The following is a 24,517-nucleotide window of genomic DNA, read 5'->3' on the forward strand; positions in this document are numbered from 1 at the left end:
CCCCTGTAGGAGTGAGCCTGCTCGCGATAGCGGTGTATCAGCCAAAAAAATTATCGACTGAGACACCGCTATCGCGAGCAGGCTCACTCCTACAAGGGGGAAATCAGCGCGGCAGGGAGTTAGGCCTTGCTGATGATATTCCCGGCATGCAGCCCGCATTCTTTCTGCGTCGCTTCTTCCCACCACCAGCGGCCTTCGCGCTCGTGCTGATTCGGCAGGACAGGGCGGGTGCACGGTTCGCAGCCGATACTGATAAAGCCGCGCTCATGCAGGCTGTTGTACGGCAACTCGAGCATGCGGATGTAACCCCAGATCTCTTCGCTGGTCATCTGCGCCAACGGGTTGAACTTGTACAGGGTGCGCTCGGGGGTGGAGAACGCGGTATCGATTTCCATCACGGCTACAGCACTGCGGGTGCCCGGGCTCTGGTCGCGGCGCTGGCCGGTGGCCCAGGCTTTGACGGTGGACAATTTTCGGCGCAGCGGCTCGATCTTGCGGATACCGCAGCATTCGCCGTGACCGTCCTTGTAGAAGCTGAACAGGCCTTTTTCCTTCACGAACGGTTCGAGTTTCGTGTAGTCCGGCGACACCAGTTCGATGTCGATCTTGTAGTGCTCGCGCACCTGATCGATGAAGCGGTAGGTCTCCGGGTGCAGACGGCCGGTGTCGAGGCTGAACACCTTGACGTTCTTGTTGAGCTTCCAGGCCATGTCCACCAGCACCACATCCTCGGCGCCGCTGAAAGATATCCACAAGTCATCGCCGAACTCGGCGAACGCGAGTTTGAGGATGTCTTGCGCGGATTTGTTGGCATAGGTCGTGGCGAGTTCCACGACGTCGAACGTTGCACTCATCAGGGCGGCTTCCTACAGGTCGGTGGCGCTGGGCGCTCTATATGGCGCTGATGGTAACAAAAAGCTGCACGGCTCGGGGGACGTGCTGTGCGTTGCGCGTCTGCATGTGAGTCGCTAGAGTTCGGCCTCGCTCGACTCAAATAATCAATACAAACGGGAGTGTCTTGTGGAAATTGCTTGCCTGGATCTTGAAGGGGTGTTGGTGCCGGAAATCTGGATCGCCTTCGCCGAAAAAACCGGAATCGAATCCCTCAAGGCCACCACCCGGGACATTCCCGATTACGACGTGCTGATGAAGCAGCGTCTGCGCATCCTCGATGAGCACGGCTTGAAGCTATCGGACATTCAGGAAGTGATCGCCACCCTGAAGCCGCTGGACGGCGCGGTGGAGTTCGTCAACTGGCTGCGCGAGCGCTTTCAGGTGGTGATTCTGTCGGATACGTTTTACGAGTTCTCACAGCCGCTGATGCGTCAGTTGGGCTTCCCGACGTTGCTTTGCCATCGCCTGATTACTGACGAAACCGGGCGGGTGACCAGCTATCAGTTGCGCCAGAAAGATCCCAAGCGTCAGTCGGTGCTGGCGTTCAAGAGCCTGTATTACCGGGTGATTGCGGCGGGGGATTCGTATAACGATACGAGCATGCTGGGCGAGGCTGATGCGGGGATTCTGTTCCATGCGCCGGAGAATGTGATTCGCGAGTTTCCGCAGTTTCCCGCGGTGCACACCTTTGCTGAGTTGAAGCAGGAATTCCTCAAAGCTTCGAACAGAGAATTGAGTTTGTAATGAATACCCCTGTAGGAGCTGCCGAAGGCTGCGATCTTTTGATCTGGTTTTTCAGGATCAAGATCAAAAGATCGCAGCCTTCGGCAGCTCCTACACGGGTTGTGTCATTCAGAGGTTCTGCAGGGTGTCGAGGAGGATTCTGACTTTGGTAATCGACTCCTGATACTCAGCCTGCCAATCCGAATCGGCAACAATTCCGCCACCGCCCCAGCAGCACACCTGCCCATCCTTGACCAACAAACTGCGAATCGCGATGGAACTGTCCATCTCGCCGCGCACGTCCAGATACAGCAACGACCCGCAATACAACCCACGTCGCGTCGGTTCCAGCTCATCGATGATCTGCATTGCGCGAATCTTCGGTGCGCCGGTAATCGAGCCACCGGGGAAACTGCCGGCAATCAAATCCAGTGCGTCACGATCATCCGCCAACTCACCGGTGACGCTACTGACCAAGTGATGCACGTTCGGATAGCTTTCCAGACTGAACAGCTCCGGCACCCGCACCGAACCGATGCGGCAGGTGCGCCCGAGATCGTTGCGCAGCAGGTCGACGATCATCAGGTTTTCTGCGCGATCCTTGGGGCTGGCCAGCAGTTCGGCGGCGTTCGCGGCATCTTCGGCCGGGGTCATGCCACGCGGACGGGTGCCTTTGATCGGCCGGGTTTCCACCTCACGGTCGCTGACTTTGACGAAGCGCTCTGGCGACAGGCTCAAAACGGCACCGCCATCAGGCAAGCTCTGGAAACCGGAAAACGGCGTCGGGCAGGCCTCGCGCAACGCGCAATAAGCCAGCCACGGATCGCCCTGACACGCAGCGCGGAAGCGCTGGGCGAAGTTGACCTGATAGCAGTCGCCGGCCTGGATATAATGCTGAATGCGTTCGAAGGCCTGACGATAATTGTCGGCGCAGAGGTCGGCGGTCATTGGCTGGTTCAGTTTGAACGGCGCCATCGATTCGACAAGCGGCTGGCTGAACAGCGCGATCAGCCGCTGTTTCTCGCTATCCATCACGGACGGGTGAAACACCAGTTGGCTGCTGGCCCTCTGGTGATCGCTGATCAGTGCCCAGTCGTACAGGCCAAAGCGGGCATCCGGCAATTGCAGATCATCCAGCGCCTGGCTCGGCAGGTTTTCCAGATGCCGACCGAAATCGTAGCTCAGGTAGCCGATCAAACCGCCGGCGAATGGCAGGTCGAAACCTGTTGGCAAATCAGCCTCGCCCAGACGGGTCAGATTATCCCGCAGGCGTTGCAGGAAAACTCCGCCGCTTTCGTCGGGCAACACCGCCAGTTGTTCCAGCGGCCAGGCGCTGAGCAGGTCATAACGGCCACGGTCGGCACTTGGCCGGCCGCTGTCGAGCAGCACGGCGCCGGGCGCGTTGCGGATGGCCGCGAAGTAGTCGGCGGGATTGGCGCGGTAGGGCAGTGGGTGTACAGAACAGGTCAACATGGGCGGGGCAGATCGGCCGTGGAGGCGGGGTGGGGATTGTAGTCCTCTCCGATGCCAGATCAAAGTCAAAAGCCTCCCCCTCACCCCAACCCTCTCCCCCAGGGGGGCGAGGGGGAAAGGGAGCAGATCTTCATGCTTTTCAAGATCCGAGTTCGGCTCGATATCTCAAGCTGGCGAGGGAAAGGGAGCCGATCATCATGCTTTGATCGTTCCCACGCTCTGCGTGGTAACGCCGCCATGGACGCTCTGCGTCCACTGTGACGCGGAGCGTCACGGGATGCATTCCCAAGCAGAGCGTGGGAACGATCATCGGGGGAGATCAGCCCTCGATGGCTGGAATATGCCCAAACATCTCCTGAGTAAACGCCACCCGCTCTTCAACCGATTCAGTCACCCCACGCGCCTTCAACTCTTCCAGTCGCGCTTCCACCGCATGGGTACGCAACGTCAGCCCACAGTCGTTAGCAATCTGAATATTCAGCCCCGGCCGCGCATTCAGCTCCAGAATCAGCGGGCCTTTTTCCTGATCGAGCACCATATCAACACCGATATAGCCCAACCCGCACAGCTCATAGCAGCCGGCGGCGAGTTTCATGAAACCGTCCCAGTAGGGCAGTTGCACGCCGTCCACCGCGTTGGTGGTGTCGGGGTGTTTGGTGATGATGTTGTTCAGCCAGGTGCCGCGCAACGTCAGACCCGTGGCCAGGTCAACACCGACACCGATGGCGCCCTGATGCAGGTTGGCCTTGCCGCCGGACTGCCGGGTTGGCAGACGCAGCATCGCCATCACTGGATAACCCATCAAGACGATGATGCGGATGTCCGGCACGCCTTCGTAGCTGATGCTTTTGAAGATCTGATCCGGGGTCACGCGGTATTCGATCAGCGCGCGATCACGGTGGCCGCCCAGCGAATACAGGCCAGTGAGGATGCTCGAGATGTGATGCTCAAGCTCTTCATGGGCAAGGATCTTGCCCGACACCGTGCGATAGCGGCCCTCGAAACGGTCGGCAATCACGATGATGCCGTCACCGCCAGCGCCTTGGGCCGGTTTGATCACAAAGTCGTTGCGCCCGCCGATGATCTGGTCGAGTTTGTCGATTTCCTTCTCGGTGGAGATCACGCCGTACAGCTCCGGCACGTGAATGCCGGCCGCGATTGCGCGTTCCTTGGTGATGATCTTGTCATCGACAATCGGGTACAGGCTGCGCTTGTTGTACTTGAGCACGTAGTCGGCGTTACGCCGATTGATGCCCATGATGCCCCGCGCTTCCAGGGCCTTCCAGGTCTTCCAGAAACCGAACATCAGGCGTCAGCCTTCTTCAGGAAAGCCTTGAAGCGCACCAGCTCGGTCAGGCGGTAGCCGCGATAACGACCCATCGCCAACATGAAGCCGACCAGAATCAGCAGGATCGCCGGGAAGGTGAACACGAAGTAGACCAGCTCTGGAACGGTCATGATCAGGTGCGCGAGTGACGCCGCGAACAGTGTGCCGATCGCGACTTTCATCGCATGGCTGGCACCGCGTTCTTCCCAGGTGATCGACAGGCGTTCGATGGTCATGGTCAGAATCACCATCGGGAACAGCGCCACCGACAGCCCGCGTTCCAGGCCGAGCTTATGGCTGAACAGGCTGATCGCTGCGATCAGCACCACAACAAAGGTCAGCACCACCGAGAGTCGCGGCAGCATTTGCAGCTTCAGGTGTTCCAGATACGAACGTAATGACAAGCCCAGCGCGGTGATCACGGTAAACAAAAGAATGCCGAAGCCCAGTTGCGTTTCACGGAAGGCGAGGGCGATCAGCACCGGGGTGAACGTGCCGAGTGTCTGCAGGCCGATCAGGTTGCGCAGAATCAGGATCACCAGCACGCCGATCGGGATCATCACCATGATCATGAACGTCTGCTGAGTCTGCAGCGGCAAGCCGTACAGCGAGTATTCGAGGAAGTTGGCGTCGGTGTTTTCGTCGGTCAGCTTTGCCAGACGAATCGCGTTCATCTCGCTGTTGTTCAGGCTGAAGGTCACGTTGGCTTTTTTGCCGCCATCGACGGTGATCAGGTTTTCATCGCCGGTCCACCACAGCAGGCGGTCGGTCGGCAGGCCTTGCTCACCGGTTTCCGGGTTGAAGTACAGCCAGTCGTTGCCGTTGAAGCTGCGCAGCCACAGTTCCGGGGTTTGCGGCTGGTCGGCGACGAGGCGGATGGTGTGGACTTTTTCCACCGGGACGTGGGCGATGGACAGCAGCAGTTCGACGATTTTGGCTTTGTGCGGCGTCGACGGATCGCCGGCCAGCAGCAATTTCACGTTGTCATCGTTGACGTTGTTGACGCGTTTGATCGCCTCGCCAATAAAGGTTTCGACGTCGGCCGAGTGCTGACGGATCGGCGCGAGCAGGGCTTCGGCGGCGATTTTCTCAGGGCCTTCGATGGCGATGCTGTCGCGGAAGGTCGGGCCTTTGATCTTGGATTTTTCGGCGGTGTAACGCTTGGTCAGCACCAGACGGTAATAAAGGGTCTGGTTGCCCTTGGCCCGGCGCGCCGACCAGGTAACCTTGCGGTTGCCGTCGACGCGGTTGACGGCGACACCGTAGTTATTGGAGATAAAACTCTCGTTGAGGCTGACGTAATCGCGGCTCAACGGCGGCACGAACATCTGGATCTTCACCGGATCCTTGGTGCTGGCGACGAACTCGACCTTGGCGTCGATGTTCCACAAGTCGTCGGTGGCGTCTTCGGTCACCGGGATGCCGAGCACGAAAATCTGATAGGCCGTAACCGAAACGCCCAGGAGCACCAGAATGGTGATCAGGATTTTCAGGTGGAAGGTTAGAGAACGCATGGAAATTACTCGGCGGTATGAGCGGCGATGGTGCAGGCGGGTTTGCCGGCAGCGTATTTAAGGCTTGGATCGACCAGCGCATCAAAGCGTTTCAGCGCTTCGGAGCCAATCAAAAGCGGGTATTGGAACGCACTTCGGTCGGTCAGGTTCACTTCGATGCTGCGCATCGCCGTGCCCATGCAGATATCCAGCTCGATCACCGGACGGGCGGTGTACTTCTTGCCTTCCTCCGGGTCGTAATCGCCGGCGCGGCGCTTGATCTTGCTGACCCGCGCCAGCGGCCGCTCGATCGGGTGTGAATGCGCAGCGTCGATGGCCAGGTAGAAACGTACCCAGGACTCACCGTTGCGTTTAAAGCGTTTGATGTCGCGGGCACTCAGCGATGCGGTTTTCGCACCGGTGTCGAGTTTGGCCGCAACTTCCAGATTGATGCCGTCAAGCGAAGCGTATTCGTTGAGGCCGTACACGGTTTTTTCCCCCGCGGCGGCGAGGCCGGGCAGGCAAAACAGGGCAAAGAATGTGGGAAAAGGCTTGAGTCTCATAAATCCTGGTGCGCAGCGTTCCGTTTTCGGTTCAGGTCCTTGGCAAAACTTGCGCAAGGCCCTTCGTGTGCCTATCAGCTTTTTATGACAAGCCGTACAAATGGCCAGCAAATGCGGGCGGCATTCTAGCACGGTGGGTTTATGGCGCCAGCGCCGGCACCGGTCTATAACCCTTGGGATTCCCTGTGGGAGCGAGCCTGCTCGCGAAGGCGGTGCGTCATCCCAAGCAGATGCTGACTGACACTACGCTTTCGCGAGCAGGCTCGCTCCCACAGGGGTTAATCGACCAATGGAAGATTGCCTACGGTTATTAGACGATTGTCGACAATACCTATTTATCCTTTGACTGATGCGGGCGAATTGGCTAGTTTTTGCCGCATTGGATTTAAAGGTGTCGACAATCATGCTGGATCAACTCGATCCCCCGGTCATCAGCGGCGACGATTCCGAGACGCTCTCGGAAAACGTCTTCCGGCGCATTCAGGCGGCTATCGTCAAAGGCGAGATCGCCCCGGGCAGCAAAATCTCCGAGCCGGAACTGGCGCGCACCTACGGCATCAGCCGTGGGCCGTTGCGTGAGGCGATTCATCGCCTGGAAGGCCAGCGCCTGCTGGTGCGCGTACCGCACGTCGGTGCGCGGGTGGTGTCGCTCAGTCATGCCGAATTGCTTGAACTCTACGAAATTCGCGAATCCCTCGAAGGCATGGCCTGTCGTCTCGCAGCCGAGCGCATGAGCGTCGAAGAAATCGACGAGCTGCGCCGGGTTCTGGAAACCCACGAGCGCGACGCGGCGTATCAGGCTGGCGTTGGCTATTACCAGCAGGAAGGCGATTTCGACTTTCACTACCGGATCATCCAAGGCAGCGGCAACCGCACGCTGACGCAGATGCTCTGCGGCGAGCTGTATCAATTGGTGCGCATGTACCGCATCCAGTTTTCCACCACGCCGAACCGCCCGCGTCAGGCCTTCGCCGAACACCACCGGATTCTCGATGCCATCGCCGACCGTGACGGCGAACTCGCGGAATTGTTGATGCGCCGTCACATCGGGGCCTCGAAACGCAACATCGCCCGTCATTACCAGGACGGCGCCCACAATAAGACAGCCACTGAACGAGGTGAGTCATGAGTTCCAACCTGAACACTCCAGGCCAGCGTTTCCGCGATGCGGTCGCCAGCGAGCATCCATTGCAAGTGGTCGGCGCGATCAACGCCAACCACGCGCTGCTGGCCAAACGTGCCGGTTTCAAGGCGATCTACCTGTCCGGTGGCGGCGTGGCCGCAGGTTCCCTCGGCGTGCCGGATCTGGGCATCACCGGTCTGGACGACGTGCTGACAGACGTTCGGCGCATCACCGACGTCTGCGATCTGCCGCTGCTGGTCGATGTGGACACTGGTTTCGGCTCCTCGGCGTTCAATGTGGCGCGCACGGTCAAGTCGATGATCAAGTTCGGCGCGGCGGCGATTCACATCGAGGACCAGGTTGGCGCTAAGCGTTGTGGCCACCGTCCTAATAAAGAGATCGTCAGCCAGCAGGAAATGGTTGATCGCATCAAGGCTGCAGTGGATGCGCGCACCGATGACAGCTTTGTGATCATGGCGCGTACCGATGCACTGGCGGTGGAAGGTCTGGAGTCGGCACTCGATCGCGCAGCGGCATGCATCGAGGCCGGCGCCGACATGATCTTCCCGGAAGCCATCACTGAACTGGAAATGTACAAGCTGTTCGCCAACCGCGTAAAAGCGCCGATCCTGGCCAATATCACCGAGTTCGGCGCGACGCCGCTGTACACCACCGAGCAACTGGCTGGCGCCGATGTGTCGCTGGTGCTGTATCCGCTGTCGGCGTTCCGCGCGATGAACAAGGCAGCGGAAAACGTCTACACCGCCATTCGCCGCGACGGCACGCAGCAGAATGTCATCGACACCATGCAGACTCGCATGGAGCTTTACGATCGCATCGACTACCACACCTTCGAGCAGAAGCTCGATGCGTTGTTTGCCGCCAAGAAATAAAGATCAAAAGATCGCAGCCTGCGGCAACTCCTACACAGATCCCTGTAGGAGCTGTCGAGTGCAACGAGGCTGCGATCTTTTCGCCACACTCCCTAACAAATTCAAGATTGGAGAACACAATGGCCGAAGCAAAAGTACTCAGTGGTGCCGGGCTCCGTGGCCAGGTTGCCGGGCAAACCGCACTGTCCACCGTGGGCCAGGCCGGTGCCGGGCTGACCTATCGCGGCTACGACGTGCGCGAACTCGCTGCCGATGCGCAATTTGAAGAAGTCGCGTACCTGCTGCTCTACGGCGAGCTGCCGACGAAGGCGCAACTCGACGAATACCAAGGCAAACTGAGCAAGCTGCGCGACCTGCCGCAAGCGCTGAAAGAAGTGCTTGAACGCATCCCCGCCGACGCCCACCCGATGGACGTGATGCGCACCGGTTGCTCGTTCCTTGGCAACCTCGAGCCGGAGCAAGACTTCTCCGAGCAGCGCGACAAGACTGACCGCTTGCTGGCCGCGTTCCCGGCGATCATGTGCTACTGGTATCGCTTCAGCCACGACGGCAAACGCATCAACTGCGTCAGTGACGAGCCGACTATCGGCGGTCACTTCCTGCACCTGCTGCACGACAAGAAGCCAAGCGAACTGCACGTCAAAGTGATGAACGTTTCGCTGATCCTCTACGCCGAACACGAATTCAACGCCTCGACCTTCACCGCGCGCGTTTGCGCCTCGACCCTGTCCGATCTGTATTCCTGCGTAACCGCGGCCATCGGTTCGCTGCGTGGCCCGTTGCACGGTGGCGCCAACGAAGCGGCGATGGAAATGATCGAGCGCTTCTCGTCGCCGGAAGAGGCGATCAAGGGCACTCTCGGCATGCTCGAGCGCAAGGACAAGATCATGGGCTTCGGCCACGCGATCTATAAGGACAGCGATCCGCGCAACGAGGTGATCAAGGGCTGGTCGAAAAAACTCGCAGACGAGGTCGGCGACAAGGTGTTGTTCGCGGTTTCCGAAGCCATCGACAAGACCATGTGGGAGCAGAAAAAACTGTTCCCCAACGCCGATTTCTACCATGCCTCGGCGTACCACTTCATGGGCATTCCGACCAAGCTGTTCACGCCGATCTTCGTCTGCTCGCGCCTGACCGGCTGGGCCGCGCACGTGTTCGAACAGCGTGCCAACAACCGCATCATCCGTCCAAGCGCCGAGTATGTCGGCGTTGAACAGCGCAAGTTCGTGCCAATCGAACGTCGCTGAAATGGTGAGCTGACCCGATCCCGAAAGCCACCGCAAACCCTGTAGGAGTGAGCCTGCTCGCGATGACGGACTGACATTCAACATTGATGTCGACTGATCTACCGCTATCGCGAGCAGGCTCACTCCTACAAGGGACGGTGTGAATCTTGAGTCTGGCGTCTGCCCACCCTTTGAAACTACCGTGACCCGAGTCCTGACCCGATGAACACAGAATTCCGTAAAACCCTGCCCGGCAGCCCTCTGGATTATTTCGACGCTCGTGCGGCGGTCGAAGCGATTCAGCCCGGCAGTTACGACACCCTGCCGTACACCTCCCGCGTGCTGGCGGAAAACCTCGTGCGTCGCTGCGACCCGGCCACGCTCACCGACTCCCTCAAGCAACTGATCGAACGCAAACGCGACCTCGACTTCCCGTGGTTTCCGGCCCGTGTGGTCTGCCACGACATTCTCGGCCAGACCGCGCTGGTCGACCTCGCCGGCCTGCGCGACGCGATCGCCTTGCAGGGCGGCGACCCGGCGCAGGTCAACCCGGTGGTGCCGACGCAATTGATCGTCGACCACTCGCTGGCGGTGGAGGCGGGCGGTTTCGACAAGCAGGCGTTCGAGAAGAACCGCGCTATAGAAGACCGTCGCAACGAAGACCGTTTCCACTTCATCAACTGGACCAAAAAAGCCTTCAAGAACGTTGATGTGATCCCGCCGGGCAACGGCATCATGCACCAGATCAACCTGGAGAAAATGTCTCCAGTGATCCAGGTGCGTGAAGGCGTGGCGTTCCCTGATACCTGTGTCGGTACCGACAGCCACACCCCGCATGTCGATGCCTTGGGCGTGATCGCCATCGGCGTCGGCGGCCTCGAAGCCGAGAGCGTGATGCTCGGTCGCGCGTCGTGGATGCGTCTGCCGGAAAGCGTCGGCGTCGAACTGACCGGCAAGCTGCAACCGGGCATCACCGCCACCGACATGGTGCTGGCGCTGACCGAATACCTGCGCAAACAGAAAGTCGTCGGCGCCTGGCTGGAGTTCTTCGGCGAAGGTGCGGCGGCGCTGACCCTCGGCGATCGCGCAACCATCTCCAACATGGCCCCGGAATATGGCGCCACGGCGGCGATGTTCTACATAGACCAGCAAACCATCGATTACCTGAAACTCACTGGCCGCGAAGATCAGCAAGTGCAGTTGGTCGAGCAATACGCCAGGCTTACCGGACTGTGGGCCGACAGCCTGAAAGGCGCGCAATACGAGCGCGGCCTGACTTTCGATTTGTCGTCGGTGGTGCGCAACATGGCCGGTCCGAGCAATCCGCACGCGCGCGTTGCGGTGGCGGATCTGGCGGCCAAAGGCATCTCCGGGCAGTGGGAGGACGTGCCCGGGCAAATGCCCGACGGCGCGGTGATCATCGCCGCCATCACCAGTTGCACCAACACCAGCAACCCGCGCAACGTGATTGCCGCCGGACTGCTGGCGCGCAACGCCAACAAGCTTGGCCTGACCCGCAAGCCGTGGGTGAAATCCTCGCTGGCGCCGGGTTCGAAAACCGTGGCGCTGTACCTCGACGAAGCAGGGCTGACCACTGAACTGGAGCAGCTCGGTTTCGGCGTCGTCGCCTTCGCTTGCACCACCTGCAATGGCATGTCCGGCGCGCTCGATCCAGTGATCCAGCAAGAGATCATCGACCGTGATCTGTATGCCACCGCCGTGCTCTCGGGCAACCGCAATTTTGACGGCCGCATCCACCCGTACGCCAAGCAAGCGTTCCTCGCTTCGCCGCCGCTGGTGGTGGCTTACGCCATTGCCGGGACCATCCGTTTCGATATCGAGAAGGATGTCTTGGGCGTGATCGACGGCAAGGAAATCCGCCTGAAGGACATCTGGCCGAGCGACGAAGAAATCGACGCCGTGGTGAAATCTTCGGTCAAGCCTGAGCAGTTCCGTCAGGTCTACATCCCGATGTTTGCCGTCCACGAAGACACCGGCCCGAAAGTCACGCCGCTGTACGACTGGCGCGAAATGAGCACCTACATTCGCCGTCCACCGTACTGGGAAGGTGCGCTGGCCGGCGCACGTCCGCTTAAGGGCATGCGCCCGCTGGCGGTGCTGCCGGACAACATCACCACCGATCACCTGTCGCCATCCAACGCGATCATGCTCGACAGCGCCGCCGGCGAATACCTGGCGAAAATGGGCCTGCCGGAAGAGGACTTCAACTCGTACGCAACCCACCGTGGCGACCACTTGACCGCACAGCGCGCGACGTTCGCCAACCCGAAACTGTTCAATGAAATGGTCGTGGAAAACGGCAAGGTCAAACAGGGTTCGCTGGCGCGCGTCGAGCCGGAAGGCAAGGTCATGCGCATGTGGGAAGCCATCGAAACCTACATGGAGCGCAAGCAGCCGCTGATCATCATTGCCGGCGCCGATTACGGACAGGGTTCGTCCCGCGACTGGGCGGCGAAAGGCGTGCGTCTGGCCGGTGTCGAGGCGATTGCCGCAGAAGGTTTCGAGCGCATTCACCGCACCAACCTGGTGGGCATGGGCGTGTTGCCGCTGGAGTTCAAGCCGGGTACTGACCGTCACACCCTGGCCATCGACGGCAGCGAAACCTACGACGTGGTCGGCGAGCGCAAACCGCGTGCGGACCTGACGCTGGTGATCCATCGCAAGAACGGCGAGCGCGTTGACGTGCCGGTGACCTGCCGTCTGGATACCGCTGAAGAAGTGTCGATCTATGAGGCTGGCGGCGTGTTGCAGCGCTTCGCTCAGGACTTCCTCGAAGAGTCGGCGGTTGCCGTTTAAATCTACTGATGCAGGCGTGAGGCTTGGGTCTCACGCCTGTGGTTAAGGAGCACCATGGCTCACGCACCACAAATCAAAATCCCTGCGACCTACATGCGCGGCGGCACCAGCAAAGGCGTGTTTTTCAGTCTCAAGGATTTGCCCGAAGCGGCACAGATTCCCGGCCCGACCCGCGACGCTTTGCTGCTGCGCGTGATCGGCAGCCCCGACCCGTACGACAAGCAAATCGACGGCATGGGCGGCGCGACTTCGAGCACCAGCAAAACCGTGATCCTGTCGAAAAGCATCAAGGCTGATCACGACGTCGATTACCTGTTCGGTCAGGTCTCCATCGACAAGCCGTTCGTGGACTGGAGCGGCAATTGCGGCAACCTCTCGGCAGCGGTCGGTTCGTTCGCCATCAGCAACGGTCTGGTCGACGCCAGCCGCATTCCGCACAACGGTGTTGCGGTGGTGCGCGTGTGGCAGGCCAACATCGGCAAGACCATCATTGCCCATGTGCCGATCACCAACGGTGAAGTGCAGGAAACCGGTGATTTCGAACTCGACGGCGTGACCTTTCCGGCGGCCGAAGTGCAGGTTGAATTCATGGATCCGGCGGCGGAAGAAGAGGGTGGCGGTGGCTCGATGTTTCCTACCGGCAACCTGGTCGATGAGCTGGAAGTGCCGGGTGTTGGCACGTTCAAGGCGACCATGATCAATGCTGGCATCCCGACGATTTTCGTCAATGCTGAAGACATTGGTTACACCGGGACCGAGTTGCAAGGTGCGATCAACAGCGATCCGCAAGCACTGCAGATGTTCGAGACGATTCGGGCTTATGGCGCGTTGCGCATGGGTCTGATATCGAATCTCGATGAAGCGGCCAAACGTCAGCACACGCCGAAAGTCGCGTTTGTCGCCAAGCCTGCTGATTACGTGGCGTCGAGTGGTAAAGCGGTTGGCGCCGGTGATGTGGATTTGCTGGTGCGCGCCTTGTCGATGGGCAAGTTGCATCACGCGATGATGGGTACTGCGGCGGTGGCCATCGGCACCGCTGCTGCAATCTCCGGCACCCTGGTAAACCTCGCGGCCGGTGGCGTTGAACGTAATGCCGTGCGCTTCGGGCATCCGTCCGGGACGTTGCGCGTTGGCGCCGAAGCCAGTCTGGAAAACGGCGAGTGGATCGTCAAAAAAGCCATCATGAGCCGTAGCGCGCGTGTCCTGATGGAGGGTTACGTGCGCATTCCCGGAGATTCGTTCTGATCCAAGAGCTTTACCCTCACCCCAGCCCTCTCCCGGAGGGAGAGGGGGCCGACCGAGGTGTCTGGGGTTGTACATCGACCTGAAAGATCGAGTCGATTATGGATTCAGCGCAGATCGCTCACGTCGGTGAACCTCTACAGCATCCCCCAATCGGTTCCCTCTCCCTCGGGAGAGGGCTAGGGTGAGGGGCCACTCACTGAAGAAACCCAAAACAAGCAGGCACCCCAGACCTGCAATCAACCAGACCAAACCCGCCAAGCCCCGAGGAAGACCGCACCCACTCATCATTCCCGCACAGGAGTACCGCAATGAGCGCCAACGTCGACCTGAACAACCGCCCCGACTACGATCATGTCCTGCAGGACATCGCCGATTACGTCCTCACCTTCAAAGTCACCTCCGCCGAAGCCCTCGACACCGCCCGCAACTGCCTTATGGACACGCTGGGCTGCGGCCTGCTGGCGTTGCGCTTTCCCGAATGCACCAAGCATCTGGGCCCGATCGTCGAAGGCACCGTCGTCCCGTTCGGCGCACGCGTTCCCGGCACCTCCTATCGCCTCGACCCGGTCAAGGCCGCCTGGGACATCGGCTGCATCGTCCGCTGGCTCGACTACAACGACACCTGGCTCGCCGCCGAGTGGGGGCATCCGTCTGACAATCTCGGCGGAATTCTTGCGGTGGCTGATCACCTCTCGCAAAAACGTCTGGCCAACGGTGAGTCACCGCTGACGATTCGCGATGTGCTGGAAGCAATGATCATGGCCCACGAGATACAAGGCGTGATTGCCCTGGAAAACTCCTTCAACCGGGTAGGACTCGATCACGTCATCTTGGTGAAAGTCGCCTCCACAGCCGTTACCGCCAAACTCATGGGTGCCAATCGCGAGCAATTGCTGTCGGCGTTGTCCCATGCATTCGCCGATGGTCAGGCGCTGCGCACTTATCGCCATGCACCGAATGCCGGTTCACGAAAATCCTGGGCAGCGGGGGATGCGTCGAGTCGTGGTGTGCGCCTGGCCGACATCGCCATGCGCGGCGAAATGGGCATTCCCGGGGTTCTGACGGCAAAGCAGTGGGGCTTTTATGACGTGCTGTTCAGCCACACCAACAGCGATCTGGCGCTGAAACTGGAGAATAAACGCGCCTTCAGTTTCTCGCGCTCGTTCGGCAGTTACGTGATGGAAAACGTGCTGTTCAAGATCAGCTTCCCCGCCGAATTCCACGCGCAAACCGCCTGTGAAGCGGCGGTGACGTTGCATCCGCAAGTGCGCAATCGTCTGCATGAAATCGACCGGATCGTCATCACCACCCACGAATCGGCGATTCGCATCATTTCCAAGGTCGGGCCGCTGGCCAACGCTGCCGACCGCGACCACTGCATCCAGTACATGACCGCCGTGCCGCTGGCGTTTGGCAATCTGGTCGCCGAGCAGTACGAAGATGATTTCCACAAGGCGCACCCGATCATCGATGTGCTGCGCGAAAAAATGGTCATCGTTGAAGAGCCACGTTTCACCCGCGAGTATCTCGAGGCCGACAAACGTTCGATCGCCAACGCCGTACAAGTGTTTTTCAAGGATGGCAGCAGCACCGAAAACGTCGTGGTGGAATACCCGATTGGTCATCGTCGCCGCCGTGTCGAGGGCATTCCATTGCTGGAAGACAAGTTCAAGGCCAACCTGGCCACACGTTTCACCGGCCAGCGTAGCGGTGAGATCTTGGCGTTGTGCAAAGACCAGACGCAGCTGGAGTCCACTCCGGTAAACCGTTTCGTCGACCTGTTCGTGATCTGACGATCGAACTCACTGAATGAAACCAACCCATGTAGGAGCTGCCGCAGGCTGCGATCTTTTGACTTTGATTGTAAAAAAACAAGATCAAAAAATCGCAGCCTGCGGCAGCTCCTACATGGACGATTTGCGCCACTTTTCGATAGGCAATTTGGTGAGCGCAAAACCGCTCAGCAAAACCGCCGAATAGATCATCAGCTCCCCGGACAGGGTTTGTCCCTCGTACCAGGCGCCGATGATCACGGCGAACACCGGGAAAATGATAAACACGAACGACAGAATGATCGGGCTCAAGCGTTTAAGCAGTAAAAAGTAAACGATGAATCCGCCCACCGAGGCCACCAGCCCGAGATACAGCAGGGCGCCCCAGGAACGTGCTGTCACCTGCGCAAACACCGGTGTTTCGATGTTCAATCCGACAATAAATAACATCCCCCCGGCAATGCCGATCGGCAGCGTGTTGTAGGTGATCACGCTGATCGCGCTGCCATGTTTTTTCGTCACCACGTAGCACAGCGCATGCATCACCGCTGCGCACAGAATCGCCAACACGCCAAGCCACTCCGCCTGATCCAGATGCAGACCCTGACTGCGAATAATCATCAACAGACTGCCAAAGCCGATGGCGATGCCGAGCATCTGCGAGGGGTAGATTTTCTCGCGCAGAAACAACCCGGAAAACAACAGGATAAACACCGGCATGCAACTGAACAGCAGCGCTGTCAGGCCTGACGACACGTGCATCTCGCCATAGTTGAGCAAGTAGTAAGGCAGGCTGAAATACGACAGCGTGACGAACACAAAGAACCAGCGGCTTTGTCGGGGAAACAACAGCGGTTCCTTGCGCAACAGCGCGAAGCTCAGGAACAGCGGAAAAGCAATCAGAAAACGCAGCCCGGCGGCCGTCAGCGGCGGCACGCTTTCCACCGCAATCTTGATCCCCAGCCACGTCGTGCCCCAACTCAGACAGACGATGAGAAACAGCGTGCTGGTGATCAATCCGGCGAGCCAGGGTTTGCTGATGTGCATCGGTGTGCTGACGGCTGTCGACATGTGGCGTACTCCGAACGGTGGAATTGACCTGATCGCGAAAACGGTCTATTTCTGATTGAACCTGTTTTCAGCACGCTATTCGGGGCAAGAATGACTGTCAAAGTAAGTATTGCCATGGTGTCAATCCTCCGTGATGGTCTCGCCAATGGCGTGGGCGTGAAGTACAAACGCCTGGCGAATGCCGTCGCGCAAGCCATCGATGAAGGCATTATCGATGCCGGTAGCAAACTGCCGCCGCACCGGTTGTTGGCCGACAGTCTCGGAGTGACCATCGGTACGATCAGCCGTGCCTACGGCGAATTGGAGCGCGTGGGGTTGGTCGTCGCCCGCGTCGGAGATGGCACTTATGTGTGTCAGCGCGGGATAGAACGGCCGCAGGACAAAGGCTTTCGTAATGTCAGCGATGAGCCGTCAGCCTGTTTCGATATGAGCCGCAATCAGCCGATTCCCGCACAGGAAGCGGCGTTCATGAGCCAGAGTCTGCAGGAACTGGCCAGCGATCCTCGGGTGCTGCAACAGTTGACCGGGTACACCGCTGAAGCCGGGTTGGCGCGGCATCGTGTGGCGGGGGCGGTGTGGTTGCAGCATGCGGCTTATGTCCCGCATGCCGATCAGGTGTTGTGCGTCAACGGTGGCCAGCATGGTCTGCTGTGTACGTTGATGGGCTTGCTCAAGGTCGGCGACACCGTTGTGACCGAGCATTTGTCCTACCCGGGATTGATCGGCGTCGCACGCCAGCTCGGGATAAAACTCATTGGCGCAGCAATGGATGACGAAGGGCTTTTACCGTCGGCGCTGGAGGACATTTGTCGTCAGCATCGTGTTTCAGCGCTGTATTGCACGCCGACGATCCAGAATCCTACGGCCGCTGTAATGTCGATCCCACGGCGCGAGGCGATAGCCGACCTCTGTCGTCAACACAATCTGCTGATTATCGAAGACGAGGCCCATGCCGTTCTGGATCGCCAACGCCCGTTACCGCTGAGCTATTTTGCGCCGGAGCGATCGGTGTTGATCGGCAGCCTGAGCAAGGCTGTTTCGGCGGGGCTGCGCGTCGGTTATCTGCATGCGCCGCAAGCCTTGATCGGGCGTTTGAGTGCCGCCATCCGCGCAACATGCTGGATGGCCAATCCGTTATCGATGGAAGTCGCGAGTCTGTGGATTGAGAGCGGCATGGCCGAGCGTTTACTGGACGAGCAGATCAGCGAGATCACTCGGCGCAAGACCTTGGTGGCGCCTGTTCTGCAGGGTTTGAACTACAAGACTCACCCTTACAGTCCGCACTTCTGGGTGGAGGTGCCTGAGCTGTGGCGGGCGTCACAGATTGCGGCGGAGTTGAAGGAGAACAACTATCTGGTGGCCACCGCTGAGGCGTTTGCGGTGGGGCATGCAGCGGTGCCGCAATTTATTCGGGTGAGTGTGTGTAATGCGGTGGGGGATGATCGCTTGTTGCTGGCAGGTTTTGAAGCTCTGGCCAAGGCATTAACAGACACCGTGTAATCGTTCTTCGCGAGCAGGCTCGCTCCCACATTCGACCGCATTTCAACGGGATAAACGCGATCAAACTGTGGGAGCGAGCCTGCTCGCGAAAGCGTCAGCCCAGACACCACAAATCTACTTGAACCGCCGCTCCACACCTTTCTCGACCAGAATCTTCGCCGAAATCTCTTCCACCGAAAAATGCGTGGAGTTGATGTGCGGGATGTTCTCGCGGCGGAACAGATTCTCTACTTCACGCACTTCGAATTCGCACTGGGCGTAGCTCGAATAACGGCTGTTGGGCTTGCGCTCGTTGCGAATCGCGGTGAGGCGGTCGGGGTCGATGGTCAGGCCGAACAGCTTGTGCTGATGAGCGCGCAGGGCCGTCGGCAGGGTCAGGCGTTCCATGTCGTCTTCGGTCAGCGGATAGTTGGCCGCGCGAATGCCGAACTGCATGGCCATGTACAGACACGTCGGCGTTTTGCCGCATCGCGACACGCCCACTAGTATCAAATCGGCTTTGTCGTAATAGTGCGTGCGCGCGCCGTCGTCGTTGTCGAGGGCAAAGTTAACCGCCTCGATACGCTCCATGTAATTGGAGTTGTGCCCGATCGAGTGCGACTTGCCCACGGTATAGGAGGAATGCTCGGTCAGTTCCTGCTCCAGCGGGGCAAGGAAGGTCGAGAAAATGTCGATCATGAAACCATTGGACGTTGCGAGAATCTCACGGATGTCCTGATTGACGATGGTGTCGAAGATGATCGGGCGAAAGCCGTCGGTTTCAGCGGCTTTGTTGATTTGTTGTACCATGGCCCGCGCTTTCTCAACGCTGTCGATGTACGGTCGCGTGAATTTGCTGAAGGTAATGTTTTCGAACTGCGCCAGAAGGCTTTGACCCAGGGTTTCGGCAGTGATGCCGGTGCCATCGGAGATGAAGAAAGCAGATCGTTTCATTTGCACCTTGGGCCTTAAGCTAGTCATCAATCTTGGATATGATAGGCGCGATTTGCCGGCCGCCATTGGCCCGCATTCTCACTTATTTTCCAGGTCCAGGCCATACAACCGGCCAAGGCTCCCCCGGGCCGCCGGTTTCTGAGCTTTTCCAACACAGTTAGTGGAGAGATCACCTTGGTAGAGTACGTAGTTTCCCTCGATAAGCTCGGCAAACACGATGTTGAGCATGTGGGGGGCAAGAACGCATCCCTGGGCGAGATGATCAGTAACCTGGCAGGCGCCGGTGTTTCGGTCCCCGGCGGCTTCGCCACGACGGCTCAGGCTTATCGTGATTTCCTCGAACTGAGCGGCCTCAACGACCAGATCCACGCGGCCCTCGATGCGCTCGACGTCGACGACGTCAACGCCCTGGCCAAAACCGGCGCACAGATCCGTCAATGGATCATGGAAGCCGAATTCCCCGAAAAACTGAATGCCGAAATCCGCACCGCGTTTGCCGCGCTGTCGGCCGGCAACCCTGACGTGGCCGTGGCCGTGCGTTCTTCCGCCACCGCCGAAGACCTGCCGGACGCCTCGTTCGCCGGTCAGCAGGAAACCTTCCTGAACATCCGTGGCGTTGAAAACGTTATCCGCGCCGCCAAAGAGGTGTTCGCTTCGCTGTTCAACGACCGTGCAATTTCCTACCGCGTGCACCAGGGCTTCGACCACAAACTGGTCGCCCTGTCGGCTGGCGTGCAGCGCATGGTGCGTTCGGAAACCGGCACTGCCGGCGTGATGTTCACCCTCGACACCGAATCCGGTTTCCGTGACGTGGTGTTCATCACCGGCGCTTACGGCTTGGGCGAAACCGTCGTACAAGGCGCGGTCAACCCGGACGAATTCTACGTACACAAGGGCACGCTGGAGGCCGGTCGTCCGGCGATCCTGCGTCGCAACCTCGGCAGCAAAGCCATCAAGATGATCTACGGCGACGAGGCCAAGGCCGGTCGTTCGGTCAAGACCATCGACGTCGACAAGGCTGATCGTGCGCGGTTCTGCCTGTCCGACGCTGAAGTCAGCGAGCTGGCCAAGCAAGCGATGATCATCGAGAAGCACTACGGCTGCCCGATGGACATCGAGTGGGCCAAGGACGGTGACGACGGCAAGCTGTACATCGTGCAGGCGCGTCCGGAAACCGTGAAAAGCCGCACCCAGGCCAACGTCATGGAACGTTACCTGCTGAAAGAAACCGGCACCGTGCTGGTGGAAGGTCGTGCGATTGGCCAGCGCATCGGCGCCGGTAAGGTTCGCATCATCAAAGACGTCTCCGAGATGGACAAAGTCCAGCCGGGCGACGTGCTCGTTTCCGACATGACCGACCCGGACTGGGAACCGGTGATGAAGCGCGCCAGCGCCATCGTCACCAACCGTGGCGGCCGTACCTGCCACGCGGCGATCATCGCCCGTGAGTTGGGGATTCCGGCAGTGGTTGGTTGCGGCAACGCTACCCAACTGCTCAAGGACGGCCAAGGCGTGACCGTGTCCTGCGCCGAAGGCGACACTGGTTACATCTTCGAAGGCGAACTGGGCTTCGACATCAAGAAGAACTCCGTCGACGCCATGCCAGAGCTGCCGTTCAAGATTATGATGAACGTCGGCAACCCGGACCGCGCCTTCGACTTCGCGCAACTGCCGAACGCTGGTGTGGGTTTGGCCCGTCTGGAATTCATCATCAACCGCATGATCGGCGTCCACCCGAAAGCGCTGTTGAACTACGACGGTCTGCCGCAGGAAATCAAGGACAGCGTCGACAAGCGTATCGCCGGTTACGACGATCCGGTCGGCTTCTACGTCGAGAAACTGGTTGAAGGCATCAGCACCCTCGCGGCTGCGTTTGCACCGAAGAAAGTCATCGTGCGTCTGTCGGACTTCAAGTCCAACGAATACGCCAACCTGATCGGCGGCAAGCTCTACGAGCCGGAAGAAGAAAACCCGATGCTGGGCTTCCGTGGCGCTTCGCGTTACATCAGCGAATCGTTCCGTGACTGCTTCGAACTCGAATGCCGCGCGCTGAAACGTGTGCGCAACGAGATGGGCCTGACCAACGTCGAAATCATGGTGCCGTTCGTCCGTACCCTCGGCGAAGCCAGCCAGGTCGTCGATCTGCTCGCCGAAAATGGCTTGAAGCGCGGCGAGAACGGTCTGCGCGTGATCATGATGTGCGAACTGCCATCCAACGCGATTCTGGCCGAAGAATTCCTCGAATTCTTCGACGGTTTCTCGATCGGTTCCAACGACCTGACTCAGCTGACCCTGGGTCTGGACCGCGATTCCGGTATCATCGCGCACCTGTTCGACGAGCGTAATCCGGCAGTCAAGAAGCTGTTGGCCAACGCGATTGCCGCGTGCAACAAGGCCGGCAAGTACATCGGTATCTGCGGTCAGGGTCCTTCGGACCACCCGGATCTGGCCAAGTGGCTGATGGAGCAGGGCATCGAAAGCGTGTCGCTGAACCCGGACTCCGTGCTGGAAACCTGGTTCTTCCTCGCCGAAGGCCAAGCCCCGGCTTGATCAACATGTGAACGGGCCGCGTCTCCCTGTAGGAGTGAGCCTGCTCGCGATAGCGTCATGACAGTCAGCATCGATTCGAATGACACACCGCCATCGCGAGCAGGCTCACTCCTACACGGTTCGGTTCCTTATGATTCAAACAGGGCGGGGTCTCCGGATGCCGCCCTTTTTTGTGCAAGAGCATTATGCAAAGCAGCAGCAACTTATTTCCTGTCGCCCTGATCAGCGCCGAACGGCGTGGTGATCTGAGCGAAGACGTGTATCGCTTGAAACCCGGTAACAGTCCCGACTGGTCCGTGGAAATCGCTGTGACCCGTTTGGGTATGGCCGATGACTCGACGCCTCGTGGTGTGCCGGTGATTTTGCTGCACGGCAGTTTTTCCAATCGGCGCTTCTGGTTCTCACCCAAAGGCCTGGGCTTGGGCGCATATCTGACGCGCCTGGGGTTCGACGTGTGGATTCCGGAGATGCGCGGCCACGGCCTGTCGCAGCGCAACGAAGAATACCGGCGCAATCGCGTGGCCGACTATGCCCGCTACGACCTGCCGGCGATTGCCGCGTTCGTGCGTGAGCAGAGCGGACAAGTGCCGCACTGGATTGGCCATTCGCTGGGCGGCATCACCCTGGCGGCGGCGCTCGGTGGCGAATACCTGGGCGAGCCGGCGGTAGCGTCGGCAGCGTTTTTTGGCACCCAAGTCAGCCGCACCTACTGGCCGCTGAAAATCCCGCCAGTAGAGTGGAGCGGGCGCTTTATCCTCAAGCGTTTTGCGCAATTGTCGGGTTCGCGTCTCAAACGTGGCCCGGAAGATGAGCCGATCGGTCTGGCGCTGGAAAGCATGCGCTGGTACGGCTTGTTCGGTCGTTTTGGCGACAAGGACAAGGATTGGTGGGCGGGGCTGGCCGATGTTCAAGTGCCAGTGCTGGCGGTGACCGCAGCAGGGGATCATCAGGATCCGGCCTGGGCCTGTCGCAAATTGTTCGAGCAGATCGGCTCCGAGCACAAGCAGTTCATCAATCTGGGTCGCGAGCAGGGCTTCAACGATAATTTCGGCCATGTCGAGATGTTGGTGAGCAAAGCGGCGCAGACCGAGGTGTGGCCACTGGTGGCGCGTTGGTTGAGCGATCAGCACACGCCATTGCTGGGCGAGAAGCCGGATCTGGCCGCTGCTGTGTGAGTGCGAAGGCCTTGAAGGGATTTCGTTCGGGTTGGCTTGCGGCTAAGATATGACGCAATGTGCGGATCTGGTCATTTTTGGTGGCGGTTTAGCTATTACGTTTCAGGGTTTGTTCAGGTTCGTTCAGCGACCATGGGATGGACTAAGGTAAACAGCGACCTCCGAAACTCGTCTCTTCAGAACGCAGCATCCTCGATCGTTTTCCTTTTTACAGGAGTTTTTCGATGAACCATTACCTTACGCCTGATCTGTGCGACGCCTATCCGGAGCTGGTACAGGTGCTGGAACCGATGTTCAGCAATTTCGGCGGCCGTGATTCGTTCGGCGGCGAAATCGTGACCATCAAATGCTTCGAAGACAACTCGCTGGTCAAGGAACAGGCTGAACTCAAGGGTAACGGCAAGGTGCTGGTCGTCGATGGCGGCGGTTCGCTGCGCCGTGCATTGCTGGGGGACCTGATCGCCGAAAAGGCCGCTAAAAACGGTTGGGAAGGGCTGGTGATCTACGGCTGCATCCGTGACGTTGACGTCATCGCGCAGACCGATCTGGGCGTGCAGGCGCTGGCCAGCCATCCGATGAAAACTGAAAAACGTGGTATCGGCGACCTCAACGTCCCGGTGACTTTCGCCGGTGTGACGTTCCACCCGGGCCACTACATTTATGCGGACAACAACGGCGTGATCGTCTCGCCGAGTCCGCTGAAGATGCCTGAATAAGCTTTTCGACAAAGGGATGCGGATGTTCGAGGAAGAAAACGCGCAGTGGGGGCTGGTGCATGCCCTGGTGCTGGACGGAAAAGGCGGTGCGCGTTCGATAGCCCGGACTGAGCTCGACGATTTGCAGCTGCAGGCCCATGAAAGCCTGTGGCTGCATTGGGATCGCAGCCATCCGCAGACCCAGACCTGGCTGCGCAAATCCAGCGGGCTCAATGAATTCACCTGCGATCTGCTGCTGGAAGAGAACACCCGGCCGCGCCTGTTGCCGCTGCCGGATGCCGAACTGTTGCTGTTTCTGCGCGGAGTCAATCTGAATCCGGGCGCCGAGCCGGAAGACATGGTCTCGGTGCGGATTTTCGCTTCTGCCCAACGGGTGATTTCACTGCGTTTGCGCCCGTTGCGCGCCACCGATGAGCTGCTGGCGCAATTGGCCGACGGCAACGGCCCGAAAACCTCCTCCGAACTGATCCTTTATCTGGCGCAGTTCCTCACCAACAAGGTGCAGGATCTGGTCACTTGCCTCTCGGAAATCGCCGATGAGGAAGAAGAAAAGATGGATGCCGACGAACGGTATACTCCCGAGCATGGCGCCATTTTGCACATCCGTCGCCGGGCGGCCGGACTAAAGCGATTTCTCGCGCCGCAGCGGGATATTTTCGGACAACTGACGCGGATAAAACTGCCTTGGTTTGTCGATGACGATGCCGATTACTGGAACGAACTGAACAACAGTCTGACCCGCTATCTCGAAGAGCTCGAATTGACCCGAGAGCGCGTGGGGCTTGTGCTTGAGGCTGAAGACCGACGCTTGAGCGAGCGTATGAATCGCACGATGTACCGCTTCGGGATCATCACCTGCATCTTTTTGCCGATGAGTTTTATCACCGGTCTGCTGGGTATAAACGTCGGCGGAATTCCGTTCTCCAGCAGCCCTTATGGTTTCCTGATTGCCTGTTTGACGGTGCTCACCCTGGCCTTCGGTCAGTGGTGGTTATTCCGTCGTTTGCGCTGGGTATGAAGATG

At 59.2% G+C, this 24,517-nt stretch carries 19 protein-coding genes; 12 read left to right on the forward strand and 7 right to left on the reverse strand.

Translation table 11 applies throughout. From position 1 onward, the window contains the following. Positions 1-119: 119 nt before the first annotated feature. On the reverse strand, positions 120-854 hold the full coding sequence (locus LOY43_RS09075; RefSeq protein ID WP_093431738.1) for a phosphoadenylyl-sulfate reductase: 735 nt from the start codon (positions 852-854) through the stop codon (positions 120-122). 166 nt (positions 855-1,020) lie between these two features. Between LOY43_RS09075 and thrH the strand changes: the two genes are divergently transcribed. Then, positions 1,021-1,638, forward strand: coding sequence for a bifunctional phosphoserine phosphatase/homoserine phosphotransferase ThrH (gene thrH, locus LOY43_RS09080; protein ID WP_258709490.1), 618 nt, complete (start codon positions 1,021-1,023; stop codon positions 1,636-1,638). A gap of 108 nt (positions 1,639-1,746) precedes the next feature. Here the strand turns inward: thrH and pabB are convergent, their stop codons facing one another. From pabB to LOY43_RS09100, 4 genes are all read right to left on the reverse strand, one after another. Beyond that, complete coding sequence (pabB, locus tag LOY43_RS09085) at positions 1,747-3,090, reverse strand: aminodeoxychorismate synthase component I (protein WP_258709491.1); 1,344 nt, start codon at positions 3,088-3,090, stop codon at positions 1,747-1,749. A 319-nt stretch (positions 3,091-3,409) separates the two neighbouring features. Beyond that, positions 3,410-4,396, reverse strand: a complete 987-nt coding sequence (locus LOY43_RS09090) for an alpha-L-glutamate ligase-like protein (RefSeq protein ID WP_095047758.1) — start codon at positions 4,394-4,396, stop codon at positions 3,410-3,412. Then, positions 4,396-5,931, reverse strand: a complete 1,536-nt coding sequence (locus LOY43_RS09095) for an inactive transglutaminase family protein (RefSeq protein ID WP_093431750.1) — start codon at positions 5,929-5,931, stop codon at positions 4,396-4,398. The genes LOY43_RS09090 and LOY43_RS09095 overlap by 1 nt, the downstream gene beginning before the upstream one ends. A gap of 5 nt (positions 5,932-5,936) precedes the next feature. Further along, positions 5,937-6,473, reverse strand: a complete 537-nt coding sequence (locus tag LOY43_RS09100; protein ID WP_053116866.1) for an ATP-dependent zinc protease — start codon at positions 6,471-6,473, stop codon at positions 5,937-5,939. A 406-nt stretch (positions 6,474-6,879) separates the two neighbouring features. On the opposite strand from LOY43_RS09100, the gene LOY43_RS09105 reads away from it, so the two are divergent. The 6 genes from LOY43_RS09105 (at position 6,880) to prpD (ending at position 15,570) form a co-directional block, all read left to right on the forward strand. Then, a complete protein-coding gene (locus tag LOY43_RS09105; RefSeq protein WP_258709918.1) occupies positions 6,880-7,602 on the forward strand; it encodes a GntR family transcriptional regulator in 723 nt (240 codons plus the stop codon). Continuing rightward, positions 7,599-8,489 (forward strand): methylisocitrate lyase, encoded by an 891-nt coding sequence (gene prpB, locus LOY43_RS09110; RefSeq protein ID WP_095047757.1) that lies wholly within the window; start codon positions 7,599-7,601, stop codon positions 8,487-8,489. Before LOY43_RS09105 ends, prpB begins: the two co-directional genes overlap by 4 nt. Before the next feature lie 119 nt (positions 8,490-8,608). Continuing rightward, on the forward strand, positions 8,609-9,736 hold the full coding sequence (prpC, locus tag LOY43_RS09115) for a 2-methylcitrate synthase (RefSeq protein ID WP_220558379.1): 1,128 nt from the start codon (positions 8,609-8,611) through the stop codon (positions 9,734-9,736). 201 nt (positions 9,737-9,937) lie between these two features. Further along, complete coding sequence (gene acnD / locus LOY43_RS09120) at positions 9,938-12,532, forward strand: Fe/S-dependent 2-methylisocitrate dehydratase AcnD (RefSeq protein ID WP_258709492.1); 2,595 nt, start codon at positions 9,938-9,940, stop codon at positions 12,530-12,532. Between the two features lie 54 nt (positions 12,533-12,586). Beyond that, positions 12,587-13,777 carry a 2-methylaconitate cis-trans isomerase PrpF gene (gene prpF, locus LOY43_RS09125; protein WP_220558381.1) on the forward strand — a complete coding sequence of 397 codons (1,191 nt, stop codon included), beginning with the start codon at positions 12,587-12,589 and terminating at the stop codon, positions 13,775-13,777. 308 nt (positions 13,778-14,085) lie between these two features. Next, a complete protein-coding gene (gene prpD / locus LOY43_RS09130; protein WP_258709493.1) occupies positions 14,086-15,570 on the forward strand; it encodes a 2-methylcitrate dehydratase in 1,485 nt (494 codons plus the stop codon). 111 nt (positions 15,571-15,681) lie between these two features. Here the strand turns inward: prpD and LOY43_RS09135 are convergent, their stop codons facing one another. Beyond that, complete coding sequence (locus tag LOY43_RS09135; protein WP_258709919.1) at positions 15,682-16,596, reverse strand: DMT family transporter; 915 nt, start codon at positions 16,594-16,596, stop codon at positions 15,682-15,684. A 114-nt stretch (positions 16,597-16,710) separates the two neighbouring features. Here LOY43_RS09135 and LOY43_RS09140 point away from each other — a divergent pair, with 114 nt between their 5' ends. Continuing rightward, positions 16,711-18,120 carry a PLP-dependent aminotransferase family protein gene (locus tag LOY43_RS09140; RefSeq protein ID WP_220558383.1) on the forward strand — a complete coding sequence of 470 codons (1,410 nt, stop codon included), beginning with the start codon at positions 16,711-16,713 and terminating at the stop codon, positions 18,118-18,120. A 114-nt stretch (positions 18,121-18,234) separates the two neighbouring features. Here LOY43_RS09140 and LOY43_RS09145 read toward each other — a convergent pair whose 3' ends face one another. After that, the gene (locus LOY43_RS09145; RefSeq protein WP_016773826.1) at positions 18,235-19,053 is read right to left on the reverse strand and encodes a pyruvate, water dikinase regulatory protein; all 819 of its coding nucleotides are present in this window, start codon (positions 19,051-19,053) and stop codon (positions 18,235-18,237) included. A gap of 174 nt (positions 19,054-19,227) precedes the next feature. Here LOY43_RS09145 and ppsA point away from each other — a divergent pair, with 174 nt between their 5' ends. The 4 genes from ppsA to LOY43_RS09165 all read left to right on the forward strand — a co-directional run bounded on the left by ppsA (position 19,228) and on the right by LOY43_RS09165 (position 24,512). After that, entirely contained in the window at positions 19,228-21,603 is a 2,376-nt protein-coding gene (gene ppsA / locus LOY43_RS09150) for a phosphoenolpyruvate synthase (RefSeq protein WP_095124901.1), read from the forward strand. 185 nt (positions 21,604-21,788) lie between these two features. Further along, entirely contained in the window at positions 21,789-22,778 is a 990-nt protein-coding gene (locus tag LOY43_RS09155; protein WP_258709494.1) for a lysophospholipase, read from the forward strand. Positions 22,779-23,002: 224 nt separating this feature from the next. Then, a complete protein-coding gene (gene rraA / locus LOY43_RS09160; RefSeq protein ID WP_095047748.1) occupies positions 23,003-23,494 on the forward strand; it encodes a ribonuclease E activity regulator RraA in 492 nt (163 codons plus the stop codon). A gap of 22 nt (positions 23,495-23,516) precedes the next feature. Beyond that, positions 23,517-24,512 carry a zinc transporter ZntB gene (locus tag LOY43_RS09165; RefSeq protein ID WP_095047747.1) on the forward strand — a complete coding sequence of 332 codons (996 nt, stop codon included), beginning with the start codon at positions 23,517-23,519 and terminating at the stop codon, positions 24,510-24,512. Positions 24,513-24,517: the final 5 nt, after the last annotated feature.

Source organism: Pseudomonas sp. B21-041, from assembly GCF_024748675.1.
Classification (GTDB): domain Bacteria; phylum Pseudomonadota; class Gammaproteobacteria; order Pseudomonadales; family Pseudomonadaceae; genus Aquipseudomonas; species Aquipseudomonas neuropathica.

What these genes read in the sequence shown, in the direction of transcription:
- LOY43_RS09165 (WP_095047747.1), top strand. Translation starts at nt 23,517, where the DNA reads ATGTTCGAGGAAGAAAACGCGCAGTGGGGGCTGGTGCATGCCCTGGTG.
- rraA (WP_095047748.1), top strand. Translation starts at nt 23,003, where the DNA reads ATGAACCATTACCTTACGCCTGATCTGTGCGACGCCTATCCGGAGCTG.
- LOY43_RS09140 (WP_220558383.1), top strand. Translation starts at nt 16,711, where the DNA reads ATGACTGTCAAAGTAAGTATTGCCATGGTGTCAATCCTCCGTGATGGT.
- LOY43_RS09145 (WP_016773826.1), bottom strand. Translation starts at nt 19,053, where the DNA reads ATGAAACGATCTGCTTTCTTCATCTCCGATGGCACCGGCATCACTGCC.
- prpC (WP_220558379.1), top strand. Translation starts at nt 8,609, where the DNA reads ATGGCCGAAGCAAAAGTACTCAGTGGTGCCGGGCTCCGTGGCCAGGTT.
- LOY43_RS09095 (WP_093431750.1), bottom strand. Translation starts at nt 5,931, where the DNA reads ATGCGTTCTCTAACCTTCCACCTGAAAATCCTGATCACCATTCTGGTG.
- LOY43_RS09075 (WP_093431738.1), bottom strand. Translation starts at nt 854, where the DNA reads ATGAGTGCAACGTTCGACGTCGTGGAACTCGCCACGACCTATGCCAAC.
- LOY43_RS09135 (WP_258709919.1), bottom strand. Translation starts at nt 16,596, where the DNA reads ATGCACATCAGCAAACCCTGGCTCGCCGGATTGATCACCAGCACGCTG.
- LOY43_RS09100 (WP_053116866.1), bottom strand. Translation starts at nt 6,473, where the DNA reads ATGAGACTCAAGCCTTTTCCCACATTCTTTGCCCTGTTTTGCCTGCCC.
- LOY43_RS09090 (WP_095047758.1), bottom strand. Translation starts at nt 4,396, where the DNA reads ATGTTCGGTTTCTGGAAGACCTGGAAGGCCCTGGAAGCGCGGGGCATC.
- pabB (WP_258709491.1), bottom strand. Translation starts at nt 3,090, where the DNA reads ATGTTGACCTGTTCTGTACACCCACTGCCCTACCGCGCCAATCCCGCC.
- prpF (WP_220558381.1), top strand. Translation starts at nt 12,587, where the DNA reads ATGGCTCACGCACCACAAATCAAAATCCCTGCGACCTACATGCGCGGC.
- prpD (WP_258709493.1), top strand. Translation starts at nt 14,086, where the DNA reads ATGAGCGCCAACGTCGACCTGAACAACCGCCCCGACTACGATCATGTC.
- prpB (WP_095047757.1), top strand. Translation starts at nt 7,599, where the DNA reads ATGAGTTCCAACCTGAACACTCCAGGCCAGCGTTTCCGCGATGCGGTC.
- LOY43_RS09155 (WP_258709494.1), top strand. Translation starts at nt 21,789, where the DNA reads ATGCAAAGCAGCAGCAACTTATTTCCTGTCGCCCTGATCAGCGCCGAA.
- acnD (WP_258709492.1), top strand. Translation starts at nt 9,938, where the DNA reads ATGAACACAGAATTCCGTAAAACCCTGCCCGGCAGCCCTCTGGATTAT.